The 11,922-nt window shown below is 59.6% G+C and carries 12 protein-coding genes; 8 read left to right on the top strand and 4 right to left on the bottom strand.

Annotation, left to right across the window (positions count from 1 at the left end; all coding sequences use genetic code 11):
• Nucleotides 1–87 precede the first annotated feature (87 nt).
• From HKK53_RS06860 to HKK53_RS06840, 5 genes are all read left to right on the top strand, one after another.
• Nucleotides 88–1,014 carry a sugar ABC transporter substrate-binding protein gene (locus tag HKK53_RS06860; protein WP_169370147.1) on the top strand — a complete coding sequence of 309 codons (927 nt, stop codon included), beginning with the start codon at nucleotides 88–90 and terminating at the stop codon, nucleotides 1,012–1,014.
• A 70-nt stretch (nucleotides 1,015–1,084) separates the two neighbouring features.
• Complete coding sequence (locus tag HKK53_RS06855; protein ID WP_169370146.1) at nucleotides 1,085–2,653, top strand: sugar ABC transporter ATP-binding protein; 1,569 nt, start codon at nucleotides 1,085–1,087, stop codon at nucleotides 2,651–2,653.
• A 57-nt stretch (nucleotides 2,654–2,710) separates the two neighbouring features.
• Nucleotides 2,711–3,733, top strand: a complete 1,023-nt coding sequence (locus tag HKK53_RS06850) for an ABC transporter permease (RefSeq protein ID WP_169370145.1) — start codon at nucleotides 2,711–2,713, stop codon at nucleotides 3,731–3,733.
• 327 nt (nucleotides 3,734–4,060) lie between these two features.
• Nucleotides 4,061–4,465, top strand: coding sequence for a TraR/DksA family transcriptional regulator (locus HKK53_RS06845; RefSeq protein ID WP_007907888.1), 405 nt, complete (start codon nucleotides 4,061–4,063; stop codon nucleotides 4,463–4,465).
• Between the two features lie 196 nt (nucleotides 4,466–4,661).
• Nucleotides 4,662–6,275 carry a methyl-accepting chemotaxis protein gene (locus HKK53_RS06840; protein WP_169370144.1) on the top strand — a complete coding sequence of 538 codons (1,614 nt, stop codon included), beginning with the start codon at nucleotides 4,662–4,664 and terminating at the stop codon, nucleotides 6,273–6,275.
• Nucleotides 6,276–6,423: 148 nt separating this feature from the next.
• On the opposite strand, the gene HKK53_RS06835 is transcribed toward HKK53_RS06840, so the two are convergent.
• From HKK53_RS06835 to HKK53_RS06825, 3 genes are all read right to left on the bottom strand, one after another.
• Nucleotides 6,424–6,663 carry a DUF2789 domain-containing protein gene (locus HKK53_RS06835; protein WP_169370143.1) on the bottom strand — a complete coding sequence of 80 codons (240 nt, stop codon included), beginning with the start codon at nucleotides 6,661–6,663 and terminating at the stop codon, nucleotides 6,424–6,426.
• 130 nt (nucleotides 6,664–6,793) lie between these two features.
• Nucleotides 6,794–7,024, bottom strand: coding sequence for a hypothetical protein (locus tag HKK53_RS06830; RefSeq protein WP_169374194.1), 231 nt, complete (start codon nucleotides 7,022–7,024; stop codon nucleotides 6,794–6,796).
• A gap of 159 nt (nucleotides 7,025–7,183) precedes the next feature.
• On the bottom strand, nucleotides 7,184–7,432 hold the full coding sequence (locus HKK53_RS06825) for a hypothetical protein (RefSeq protein WP_169374193.1): 249 nt from the start codon (nucleotides 7,430–7,432) through the stop codon (nucleotides 7,184–7,186).
• 406 nt (nucleotides 7,433–7,838) lie between these two features.
• Here HKK53_RS06825 and HKK53_RS06820 point away from each other — a divergent pair, with 406 nt between their 5' ends.
• From HKK53_RS06820 to HKK53_RS06810, 3 genes are all read left to right on the top strand, one after another.
• The gene (locus HKK53_RS06820; protein ID WP_054052821.1) at nucleotides 7,839–8,309 is read left to right on the top strand and encodes a hypothetical protein; all 471 of its coding nucleotides are present in this window, start codon (nucleotides 7,839–7,841) and stop codon (nucleotides 8,307–8,309) included.
• Nucleotides 8,309–8,512, top strand: a complete 204-nt coding sequence (locus tag HKK53_RS06815) for a hypothetical protein (RefSeq protein WP_149658377.1) — start codon at nucleotides 8,309–8,311, stop codon at nucleotides 8,510–8,512. Before HKK53_RS06820 ends, HKK53_RS06815 begins: the two co-directional genes overlap by 1 nt.
• Before the next feature lie 128 nt (nucleotides 8,513–8,640).
• Entirely contained in the window at nucleotides 8,641–9,657 is a 1,017-nt protein-coding gene (locus tag HKK53_RS06810) for an ABC transporter substrate-binding protein (protein WP_169370142.1), read from the top strand.
• 88 nt (nucleotides 9,658–9,745) lie between these two features.
• Here HKK53_RS06810 and HKK53_RS06805 read toward each other — a convergent pair whose 3' ends face one another.
• Nucleotides 9,746–11,878, bottom strand: a complete 2,133-nt coding sequence (locus HKK53_RS06805) for a TonB-dependent receptor (RefSeq protein WP_169370141.1) — start codon at nucleotides 11,876–11,878, stop codon at nucleotides 9,746–9,748.
• Between the last annotated feature and the right edge of the window lie 44 nt (nucleotides 11,879–11,922).

Here is an 11,922-nt window from a genome sequence, read left to right as displayed (position 1 = left end):
CTCGCGACCCGTTTTACTCTTTTCCCGCTTACTGAAATCGTCACGCCATATCCATAAAACCAACAAGAATGTGGAGAAAGACTTTTCATGAAGACCAAGATCCGTTTCACCGCACTTGCCTTGTCCCTGATGTTCGCCAGCGGCGCTGCACTGGCCGATATGAAGATCGGCGTGAGCATGTCCCAGTTCGATGACACCTGGCTGACCTACCTGCGCGAATCCATGGACAAGAAAGCCAAGACCTACCCTGAAGGCGTGCAGCTGCAATTCGAAGATGCCCGCAGCGACGTGGTCAAGCAGCTCAGCCAGGTCGAAAGCTTCATCAGCCAGAAAGTCGATGCCATCGTGGTCAACCCGGTGGACACCGCCGCCACCCGTAAAATCACCGAAGCCGCGGTCAAGGCTGGCATTCCGCTGGTCTACGTCAACCGCCGTCCGGATGACCTGAAGCTGCCCAAAGGCGTGGTAACCGTGGCCTCCAACGACCTGGAGGCCGGTGAAATGCAGATGCAATACCTGGCCGACAAAATGGGCGGCAAGGGCGACATCGTGATTCTGCTCGGCGACCTCGCCAACAACTCCACCACCAACCGCACCAAGGGCGTGAAAGAGGTGCTGGCCAAGTACCCGAACATCAAGATCGAGCAAGAACAGACCGGTATCTGGCTGCGGGATAAAGGCATGACCCTGGTCAACGACTGGCTGACCCAGGGCCGCAAATTCGATGCGGTGGTGGCCAACAACGACGAAATGGCGATTGGTGCTGCGATGGCCCTGAGTCAGGCCGGCGTCGACAAAGGCACCGTGCTGATCGCCGGGGTCGACGGTACGCCGGATGGCTTGAACGCGATCAAGAAAGGCAACATGGCGGTCTCGGTGTTCCAGGACGCCAAGGGGCAAGCCGACGGTTCCATCGACACCGCCGTGAAAATGGCCAAGAACGAAACGGTGGAACAGAACGTCTGGGTGCCATACCGCCTGATCACCCCGCAAAACGTCGACACGTTCAAATAGCCCGTCCGCTCAATAACAACAATAAGCACGCAAGGCCGCCACCGCGACCTTGCTGATGGAGTACCTGATCATGTTCGCTTCAGCGACTGCTTCGAGCACCACCCCGTTGGTGGGTATCCAGCCAACCGCAACACCTGTCGATGAGCCGTACCTGCTGGAGATCATCAACGTCAGCAAGGGTTTTCCCGGTGTCGTGGCCTTGTCCGATGTGCAACTGCGAGTGCGCCCCGGCTCGGTACTGGCCCTGATGGGCGAGAACGGCGCGGGCAAATCGACCCTGATGAAAATCATCGCCGGCATCTACCAGCCGGACGCCGGTGAAATTCGCCTGCGGGGCAAACCCGTGGTGTTCGAAACGCCGTTGTCGGCACTCCAGGCCGGGATCGCGATGATCCACCAGGAACTCAACCTGATGCCGCACATGAGCATCGCCGAGAACATCTGGATCGGCCGCGAGCAACTCAACGGCCTGCACATGATCGATCACCGCGAGATGCACCGCTGCACCGCCGCTCTACTGGAACGCCTGCGGATCAACCTCGATCCTGAAGAACAGGTCGGCAACCTGAGCATCGCCGAACGGCAGATGGTCGAGATCGCCAAAGCCGTGTCCTATGACTCGGACGTCCTGATCATGGACGAACCGACCTCGGCCATCACCGACAAGGAAGTCGCCCACCTGTTCTCGATCATTGCCGACCTGAAAAGCCAGGGCAAAGGCATCATCTACATCACCCACAAAATGAACGAAGTGTTCGCCATCGCCGATGAAGTGGCGGTGTTCCGTGACGGCGCCTACATCGGCCTGCAACGGGCCGACAGCATGGACGGCGACAGCCTGATTTCGATGATGGTCGGTCGCGAGCTGAGCCAGTTGTTCCCGGTGCGCGAGAAGCCGATTGGCGATCTGCTGCTGTCGGTGCGCGACCTGAAACTGGACGGGATTTTCAAAGGTGTGTCCTTTGACTTGCATGCCGGGGAAATCCTCGGGCTCGCCGGGTTGATGGGCTCCGGGCGGACCAACGTCGCCGAAGCGATTTTCGGCATCACCCCGAGTGACGGCGGCGAGATTCGCCTCGATGGCCAGGTGGTGCGCATCAGCGATCCGCACATGGCGATCGAGAAGGGCTTCGCGCTGTTGACCGAGGATCGCAAGCTCAGCGGCCTGTTCCCGTGCCTGTCGGTGCTGGAAAACATGGAAATGGCGGTGCTGCCGCATTACGCCGGTCACGGCTTTATCCAGCAGAAAGCCCTGCGGGTGTTGTGCGAAGACATGTGCAAGAAGCTGCGGGTCAAGACCCCGTCGCTGGAGCAGTGCATCGACACCTTGTCCGGCGGCAACCAGCAGAAAGCCTTGCTCGCGCGCTGGCTGATGACCAATCCACGGATCCTGATTCTCGACGAACCGACCCGTGGCATCGATGTCGGCGCCAAGGCCGAGATCTATCGGCTGATCTCCTACCTCGCCAGCGAAGGCATGGCGGTGATCATGATTTCCTCGGAACTGCCGGAAGTGCTCGGCATGAGCGACCGGGTGATGGTCATGCACGAGGGCGACCTGATGGGCACCCTCGACCGCAGTGAAGCGACCCAGGAACGGGTGATGCAATTGGCCTCGGGTATGTCCGCGGTTCACTAATTGATGCCGGCGCTGGCTGCGGCCAGCGCGGGCGACGCGATAGAAGGGTGAGTGGTTATGAACGCGATACTGGAAAACAAGCCAGCAACGGCACCGGCCAAGAGTCGTCGGCGCTTTCCGACCGAGTTGAGCATCTTTCTGGTGCTGATCGGCATCGGCCTGGTCTTTGAAGTGTTTGGCTGGATCGTGCGCGACCAGAGCTTCCTGATGAACTCCCAGCGTCTGGTGCTGATGATCCTGCAAGTATCGATCATCGGCCTGCTAGCCATCGGCGTGACCCAGGTGATCATTACCACCGGTATCGACCTGTCTTCCGGCTCGGTGCTGGCGCTGTCGGCGATGATTGCCGCCAGCCTGGCCCAGACGTCGGACTTCGCCCGGGCGGTGTTTCCATCGCTGACCGACTTGCCGGTGTGGATCCCGGTGATTGCCGGGCTCGGGGTCGGGTTGCTGGCGGGGGCGATCAACGGCAGCATCATCGCCATCACCGGCATCCCGCCATTTATTGCCACCCTCGGCATGATGGTCTCGGCCCGTGGCCTGGCGCGCTATTACACCGAAGGCCAACCGGTGAGCATGTTGTCCGATTCCTACACCGCTATTGGCCACGGCGCGATGCCGGTGATCATCTTCCTGGTGGTGGCGGTGATCTTCCACATCGCCCTGCGCTACACCAAATACGGCAAGTACACCTACGCCATCGGCGGCAACATGCAGGCGGCGCGGACCTCCGGAATCAACGTCAAACGGCATCTGGTGATCGTCTACAGCATCGCCGGGCTGCTCGCAGGCCTGGCTGGCGTGGTGGCCTCGGCCCGTGCCGCGACCGGCCAGGCCGGGATGGGCATGTCCTATGAACTGGATGCGATTGCCGCGGCCGTCATCGGCGGCACCAGCCTGGCGGGTGGCGTCGGGCGCATCACCGGCACGGTGATCGGCGCGCTCATCCTCGGGGTGATGGCCAGCGGCTTTACCTTTGTCGGGGTCGATGCCTATATCCAGGACATCATCAAGGGCTTGATTATTGTGGTGGCGGTGGTCATCGACCAGTACCGCAACAAGCGCAAACTCAAGCGCTGAAGCCGAAACAAACCGCAAAATGCGCCACGCCTGACCCGCGTGGCGCAGCCGTTTGTCTTCTATATACAGCCGCTGGACTGAATTTCTTGCTATAAACGCACTCCGATAACCACCACAACGACTGCCATAGAGCACTTTCCGGGTGTTGTCGGACAAATTCGCTGTCTTTTCAGTTGCTGAGGTCTCAAGTCGGCCTTAGACTGCCGCCCCTCGTAAATTGAGTGCCGGGTGGCGCTTGGAATAAATGGCGCCTTTGCGACGGACGAACGAGGTCCGGCGCAACGCTCCCTAATTCGCCTTAATGCACGTTTTTTTATAGAGATATCAATGACAAAGGACAAGTTGCTGGCCATGCCGGCGGATGACTACATGAATGCCGAGCAACATGCTTTTTTCTCCGAGCTGTTGCAGAACATGAAAGTCGAAACCCACGAGCGTATCGAACAGAATCGCATCGCCATCGAAAGCCTGGACACCCCGGCTGACCCGGCCGACGCAGCTTCCGTTGAAGAAGAGCGCACCTGGCTGGTCAACGCGATCGATCGCGACCAGCGCATGCTGCCTCAGTTGGAACAGGCTCTGGAACGCATCAAAGAAGACAGCTTCGGCTGGTGCGACGACAGCGGCGAGGCCATTGGCCTGAAACGCCTGCTGATCAGCCCGACCACCAAGTACTGCATCGAAGCTCAAGAGCGTCACGAACAGATCGACAAGCACCAGCGTCAGGCCTGATTCCGTAGCGCCCCCATCGCGGGCGAGCCTTGCTCCTACAGGAGCGGGGCTTGCCCGCGATGCTTTTTGCCGTCTGCGAAACCTCTGCACTTCTATTGATCTGCTGCAACATCCACGACTAACGGACCATAGATAATGGCTCATTAGTGGCGTTTAATGCAGTCACAACAAATAGAAGACGCATGGGGTGACGAAGATGACGAGAGACGGATCTCTGGTTGGGCATGTGCCTGCACCAGTGCTTGCGCCGAAAGCCCTTTGGCTGACGCCGACCTTGCAAAGCATCGCCCTGGTGCTATTGCTCTGCGGCATGTCCCTGGGCGGTGCATCGCTTTATATCGGCCTGCCGGTGGCCGTGCTGATCATCTGGCTGCCGCGCCTGCGTTCACGGGCGATCCCCGATACGACCCCGGCGGACAACGCCAGTGCGATCGCCGAGCTGACTCGCGACCTTTCCTACACCACCAGTCACAACGCACTGTCTGCAGCGGGCGTGGCCTTTTCGGTCAAGCAGCTGGCGGAGAAGGTGCAATCACAACTCGACGCGGCCAAGCGAATCGTCAGCAACGCCGAAGTGATGATCAGCACCGAACAGGCGACATCGTCACTCAGTCGCGAAGCCTTGGGCGCCGCCAGCGAAGCCCATCAGAGCAGTGCCGTCGGGCGTACCGAGTTGATTGAATCGATCTCGCGCATGCATCAGCTCAGCCAGCGCGCCAGTGCCAGCCGTGAACTGATCGAAGCCCTGAGCCTGCGCAGTGACGACATCCAGCGGGTGACCCTGGTGATCCAGTCCATTGCCAGTCAGACCAATCTGTTGGCGCTGAACGCCGCCATCGAAGCCGCGCGGGCCGGGGAACACGGTCGCGGGTTTGCCGTGGTGGCGGATGAGGTTCGTGGTCTGGCTGCGCGCACGGCGACGGCCACCGGCGAAGTCGGGGAGATGGTCGCCGACATCCAGCAACGCACCGCGCAAGTGGTGGAGCAGATCCGCCAACTCTCCAGCGACCTGGACATTGGCGTCAAGCAGGTCGAACACACCGGCCAGCATCTGGAAAACATTGCGCGGCTGTCTGCCGGTGTGGAACTGCAGGTCGGGGAAATCGCCCGTGGCGCCGACACCAACCGCGAACAACTGGATAGCCTGTTTCATGCCATCGAGCAGATGCGCAGCGACCTGGCGATCAGCGACCAGCAAACCCAGCGTCTGGCTCAGGCGGCGGTGCAGATGGAAGGCCAGGCCGAAACCATCAGCGAACGCCTGGCCGAAGTCGGGCTGGACGATTACCACCAGCGGATTTATGACCTGGCCCGCGAAGGCGCCAGTCAGATTGCCGCGCGCTTCGAAGCGGATATCGACCAGGGCCGGGTCAGCCTCGATGACCTGTTCGATCGCAATTACCAGGCGATTGCCAACACCAGCCCGGCCAAGTTCCAGACCCGTTTCGACCGTTACACCGATCAGGTATTGCCGGCGATCCAGGAACCGTTGCTACCGCGTCATGAAGGTTTGGTGTTTGCCATCGCCTGCACCCAGCAGGGCTATGTGCCGACCCATAACACGGTGTTCAGCCAGCCGCTGACTGGCGATGCTCAGGTTGATGCCGTGCAAAACCGGACCAAGCGCAAGTTTGCCGATCGCACGGGGATTCGCTGTGGCAGCCATCAGCAGCCGGTGTTGTTGCAGACCTATACGCGGGATACGGGCGAGTTGATGCACGATCTGTCGGTGCCGATCATGGTGAAGGGGCGGCATTGGGGTGGGTTGCGGTTGGGCTACAAACCCGAAAAACCAAGGGGACCTATGTAGCAGCTGCCGAGGTACGAGGCTGCGTTCGGCTGCGAAGCAGTCGTGAAATCAGGCGATGCGGTGTATCAGGAAGACCGCGTGCAGCCGAACGCAGCCTCGTACCTCGGCAGCTGCTACAACGCCAGTTGCTACATGGTGCGTGTTTCGTCTAGTGAACCTGATGCATCCGCAGGTTCAAATCATCGACCACCCGCGCCCAATCAGCGTCTTCACGCAGTTGTTCTTTCAGGAAACCGGCTTGTTGCGGGGTCCAGAACTCGGCGTCGATCAGTTTCTTGTCATCGGGAAGCGGTGAGTGGCTGGCGATGAAATCGTCGATGGCCTTCTGGCCGGAGTCCAGGCCGAGCTGGTCGAACAAGCCTTTCAAATCGTGTGTAGGTGAATCCATGTTCATCTCCTTGCGGGTCGCGTCGAGTGCGAGGTCTGAGGTGCGGTCTCACTGCATCTGAGGGAGCCGCGCTTCAGGAGTTCGATTGCGATGGTCGAAAGCAGGAGAGAGCATAGACGGCAAAGCGGGATCAGGCTTTCAACGCGCCGCCATCAACTGCCAGCTTCAGGGCCTTGGCGGCTTCCTGAGCGGCGATGGCCGCAACGTCGGAGGTCTTGAACCAACGATCCTTCTCGACCTGGTGGTAGGTCACGGTGGTCAAGGGAGGTTTGGCACGCATGACAATGACAGCCTGGAATTCGCCTTCGACCTCTCTGGCTTCGCCCCGGATAAAAAATTCACCGATATCAAATTCCGTCACGTAGCTGCCTTCCCTTGGAAATGTTCTGTCGTATTGAACGCCGTCCACCGAGGGGCCGGGATTCATGGGTCGTGCAGTATGGCAGTAGTTGTCGGCCGACGGCTGAGTTAAGTCGTCGGCGTGACGAAACGTCATTGGAGATAAAGGCAATGGTCGACCTCAGGTACGCGCCGCCAGTGAGCGGGCGAGGGCGCAGGCTTCGTTGTGATCGGTGCGGAAACCTCTGACACGACCGGTGGAAGTTTCCTTGATATGAAAGAAAGACTTGCCCGCCGGTACCACCTGAAAGCGCGGCAAGGCCAGCGTCTGATGGGGCAGGGCATAAGTCTGGAGCACCGCCGGATGCACGGGCGCGGGGTTGTTTGAGTGACGTGTGGAGAGATTTGCAAAGTGGGTCATCGTGCACATAAGAAGTCCTTTTCGTGTGTTTACCGACGTGTGTCCGTCGTTTTGAGTAGTCTCGATGAGCATCGCTGCTCTAGAATCGCCATCACTGGTTGGCGATCGCTTCCATCTAAAGCAATTTTTTACGGGCGATATGTCGGAAAAGTGCTTTTCTTAGAGAGAATTTTCCCTAAAGTTAGTAGTCCGCTTTTTCTGGCCGCGAGAAGGGCGTTTTCCTTCAACGTCTGGCGAATGTCAGGGGGGACGGCGCGAGTGACAATCCAGTAATCTCATTTACCTCGCAATGGATGAGCGCTCAGCTCAGTTCAGGATTCAACCCGGCTCATTCGGCAACACTTTCGCCATGGCCTTTTTTCTGCTGTGCGTTTTTCCTGCGTACGGCATCATTTTCAGATGTGGGGATGTTTCCTTGGCAGTAAGTAATCTTGATATGCACGCGTTATTCGTCCTGGGTGATTTGCGTGCGAAGTTGGTTAAGCAGTTTCAGTCCCGCTTTGTCTATGTCACCGAACAGAACGCTGAAGGCATCTACATTGCCGAAATCGATACCGAAGAAGCGCTGGTGGTGGATGACAAGCCTGGCCTGAAGCTCAAGGTCGGCGATCATTTCAGCGCTTCGGTATTGCCCAGTCGCGAAGGCGGCAAGCTGGACATCAAGTTCCGTGAAATCAAACTGACGGTCTACGGCCTGGGCGATTACGCCTTCGTCACCACGGCGGACGGTCACGGCATCGTGTTCAAGGAAGGTCATAGCGTGGTGATGGTGTTCGCCGCCCACCAACAGTTGCAGGAAGGCCTGACCAAAACCCTGAAAGCCGTGACGGCCAAGGCCGCCAAGTGGCGCAAGGGTGAACTGGTCACCTTCAAGGCCAGCGAGTAATGCCGCTGACCCGCGCGGATTTCCATGTGCAGAACCTCGCCAGTGCACAGGTCGAGGCCCAGCGCCTGTTCGATCAGAAAGCGATTCTGCAAGGCGGTTGGCTGACCTGGGTGGCGTCACAGATCTACACCTTGCGTCCGGCGGAGTACGCCAGCATGGTGCGAAGGGAACTGGCGCGCTTGCAGCAACCTTCGGAAAAGTAATCCTCGCACCTCGTAACCTCTAAAAAGCAGGAACCTCTACTACAGTCAGTGGACTGAGTATTCAGAGGCTTGCGGTCTTGTCTGTCAGGCCATCCTGCTATTGCTGTGAAAGCACGAGGTGCAAAAGCATGAAAGGACTTCGACGGTTACTGGCCGCTACCCTGGCCACGCTCGGCTTGTTGGCTGCGCCGGTCCCGGTGTTCGCCGCCCAGGCCCCGATCCACTTCGCCGACCTGAACTGGGAAAGCGGCAGTCTGATCACCGATATCCTGCGGATCATTGTCGAGAAGGGCTACGGCTTGCCCACCGACACGTTGCCGGGCACCACCATCACCCTGGAAACCGCCCTGGCCAACAATGACATCCAGGTCATTGGTGAAGAGTGGGCCGGTCGCAGTCCGGTGTGGGTCAAGGCCGAGGCCGAAGGCAAGGTCGTGAGCCTGGGCGACACGGTCAAGGGCGCCACCGAAGGCTGGTGGGTGCCGGAATACGTGGTCAAGGGCGACCCCGCCAAAGGCATCAAGCCCCTGGCGCCGGACCTGCGCAGTGTCAGCGACCTGCCGCGCTACAAGGATGTGTTCAGCGACCCGGAAAGTCCGGGCAAGGGCCGCTTCCTCAATAGCCCGATTGGCTGGACCTCGGAAGTGGTCAATAAGCAGAAACTCACGGCCTATGGCTTGAACGACAGCTACGTGAACTTCCGCAGCGGCTCCGGCGCGGCGCTGGATGCGGAAATCGCCTCGTCGATCCGTCGTGGCAAACCGGTGTTGTTCTATTACTGGTCCCCGACACCGTTGCTCGGGCGCTTCAAACTGATCCAGCTGGAAGAGCCTCCATTTGACGCTGAGGCCTGGAAAACCCTGACCGACGCCGATAATCCGAATCCGAAACCCACCCGTTCCCTGGCGTCGAAATTGTCTATTGGCGTGTCCACGCCGTTCCAGAAGCAGTACCCACAGATCGCGGCGTTCTTCACCAAGGTCGATTTGCCGATCGGGCCGTTGAACAAGGCGCTGGCGGATATGAGTGAGAAGCACACGGCACCGCGCCAGGCGGCCGAGGCCTTCATGAAGGCACATCCGGACGTGTGGCAGGCATGGCTGCCGAAGGATGTGGCGGATAAGGTCAGTGCCTCACTGAACTGACCGGATGCCCTGTAGGCGCAAGGCTTGCCCGCGATGGCGATCTCACGGACGTCATCGCGGGCAAGCCTTGCTCCTACAGGAGGAGGGGTTAGAACCTTGTCTGTACGGCTAACTCAAACGTGCGCGGCGTCCCCAGGTAATACGCCGGCGAAACATGCGCAAACTCGGCATACACCTCGTTGGTCAGGTTGCGCACCCGGCCGGTGACGGTGGTGTGTTGGTCAACCTTGTAGCTCAAGAAACTGCCGAACAGCGTGTACGACGGCACGGTCATGGTGTTGGCGCTGTCAGCAAACACCGACGCCACGTACCGCGCATCGACACCGCCTTGCCATTGCGGCGCAAAGTCATAGGTCAACCACAGGTTACCCACCCGATCCGGCACGTTGGTCGGCGTGTTGCCCTTGCGGGAAACCACTGTACCCGCCGCGTTCTTCTCGGTGAACTCGTCGTATTGCGCATCGACCCAGGCGAAGTTGCCCTCAGCCAACAGCTTGTCGGTGATCCGGAAAGACGTGGCCAACTCGATGCCTTTCGACGTCTGCTGACCCACCGGGATGCTTTGGGTCGGGTCCAGCGGATCGGTCACAGCGAAATCCTTGCGTTCGATCGTGTACGCCGCCAGCGTCGCCGAACCGCGACCGTCCAGGTAATCGAACTTGCTGCCCACTTCCCACTGCTTGCCGGTGGACACATCAAAGTCCTGAGTACCATTGGGCTGTTCGGCGGCGGTGCTGTATTGCACGTAGACATTGGCCGAGGGAATGAACTGGTAGGTCAGGCCCACCCGGCCGGTGACCGGCTCCCAACTGCGCTTGAGGTGCCGCGGATTGCTGGCAGTTACTGCCCGGTGGTTGGTCACGTCGAGGTCGATGTCGTCGTATCGCAGGCCGGTCAACAGCGCCAGTTTGTCGGTCAACGCCAAACGGTTCTCGACGAACAGCGCCTTGGTGGTGACCTCGTTGGTCTTGTCGCTGATCAGCTTCGGATTAGTGCCAGGAATGTCATAGAAATGCCCCGGCTGGAAGTTGTTCGGATTGACGCTGCTCGCACCTTTGACATTCAGCGGCGAGTTGGTGGTCTGGTTGACCTTGTACTCGAAGCCGCCGGACCAGGTAGCGTCCAGCCCAAACACTGTGTTGTCGTGACGCAGTTCGAACTGGTTGCCGTTCTGCTCACCCTGATGCCGTACCTGATACGCCGTGGAGCGGTTCACCGCGCTGTTGTCGGCGTTGTACTGGTAGGTTTCCAGATTGCGGTAATCGCGCTGGCTGTCGAGGTGATAGAGGGTGTTGCGCAGAGTGGTGCTGTCGTTGATCCGGTAATCAATGATCGAGCGGACCCAGATCGTGCGCTGCTCGTAGCGGCCATCCTCGACGTTGTAGTTATTGAAGCGATTGTGTTTGTCGACCTTTAGCTCGCCAGCCTTGGGGTTGAGCACTGGCGTGCCCCAGTATGGGCTGTCCTCGTGCTCGTCCTGGTATTCCAGGGCCAAGGTGTGGGACAGATTGGGCGTCAAGTCGCTGAGCAGCGAGAACGCCACGCTCCAGGCATCGCGCTCCTGGCGGTCGATGTAGCCGTTGCTGGTGTTGTGGCTGACGTCGAGTCGCGCGTAATGCTGCACGTCCGCCCCGGCTTCGCTGAGGGCGTGGTTGAGGCCGAATGCGGTCTCGGTGGTGTCGTAGCTGCCGTAGCTGATCCGGCCTTCGACGGCTTGCTCTTCGCGGGTCGCCAGTTTGGTCACATAGTTCAGCGAACCGCCCACAGAGCCGGCGCCATTGATCAATGACGATGGGCCGCCAACCAGTTCGACCCGATCATAAATCCACGCGTCCACCGGTCGTGCCAGACCGCCCGATACGTTGATGCCGTTGAACATCTGGGTGATCTGGCTGCTGGTGAAACCGCGATACGACACGAATCCGCCGAATCCCGGCGGTGCACTGGCGTTGACACCGGGTAAGGTGTTGGCGGCGTCCTGGAAGTTTTGCGCGCCGTGGCGCTCGATATCGTTGCGGTTGGCGATGGCCACCGAGGCCGGCGTGTCCCGCACGCTGAGCCCCAGGCGCGAGGCCATGCCGCTGGATTGATCGAGGCTCAGGCCGGGTTCGTTGCCGGCCTCACCGTCAATGGTGATCGGCGCCAGATCGACCGTGGATTGCGCCCAGGCGCTAACGGACAGGCAGCCAACCAGGCTCGCCAGTAAAGGGATGTGTTTCATCGATTGAATCCTGAATTCTTGTCTAGGAAACAGCGCACAGGCAA

It is taken from the genome of Pseudomonas sp. ADAK7, from assembly GCF_012935675.1.
Lineage (GTDB): Bacteria > Pseudomonadota > Gammaproteobacteria > Pseudomonadales > Pseudomonadaceae > Aquipseudomonas.
The sequence above is the reverse complement of the archived record's forward strand: the minus strand, read 5'-3'. Positions and strand labels throughout refer to the sequence as shown.

Bases quoted from the DNA above. Each gene is read 5' to 3' on its own strand.
- HKK53_RS06825 (WP_169374193.1), bottom strand. From the start codon at position 7,432: ATGTGCACGATGACCCACTTTGCAAATCTCTCCACACGTCACTCAAAC.
- HKK53_RS06850 (WP_169370145.1), top strand. From the start codon at position 2,711: ATGAACGCGATACTGGAAAACAAGCCAGCAACGGCACCGGCCAAGAGT.
- HKK53_RS06835 (WP_169370143.1), bottom strand. From the start codon at position 6,663: ATGGATTCACCTACACACGATTTGAAAGGCTTGTTCGACCAGCTCGGC.
- HKK53_RS06815 (WP_149658377.1), top strand. From the start codon at position 8,309: ATGCCGCTGACCCGCGCGGATTTCCATGTGCAGAACCTCGCCAGTGCA.
- HKK53_RS06840 (WP_169370144.1), top strand. From the start codon at position 4,662: ATGACGAGAGACGGATCTCTGGTTGGGCATGTGCCTGCACCAGTGCTT.
- HKK53_RS06845 (WP_007907888.1), top strand. From the start codon at position 4,061: ATGACAAAGGACAAGTTGCTGGCCATGCCGGCGGATGACTACATGAAT.
- HKK53_RS06855 (WP_169370146.1), top strand. From the start codon at position 1,085: ATGTTCGCTTCAGCGACTGCTTCGAGCACCACCCCGTTGGTGGGTATC.
- HKK53_RS06805 (WP_169370141.1), bottom strand. From the start codon at position 11,878: ATGAAACACATCCCTTTACTGGCGAGCCTGGTTGGCTGCCTGTCCGTT.
- HKK53_RS06810 (WP_169370142.1), top strand. From the start codon at position 8,641: ATGAAAGGACTTCGACGGTTACTGGCCGCTACCCTGGCCACGCTCGGC.
- HKK53_RS06860 (WP_169370147.1), top strand. From the start codon at position 88: ATGAAGACCAAGATCCGTTTCACCGCACTTGCCTTGTCCCTGATGTTC.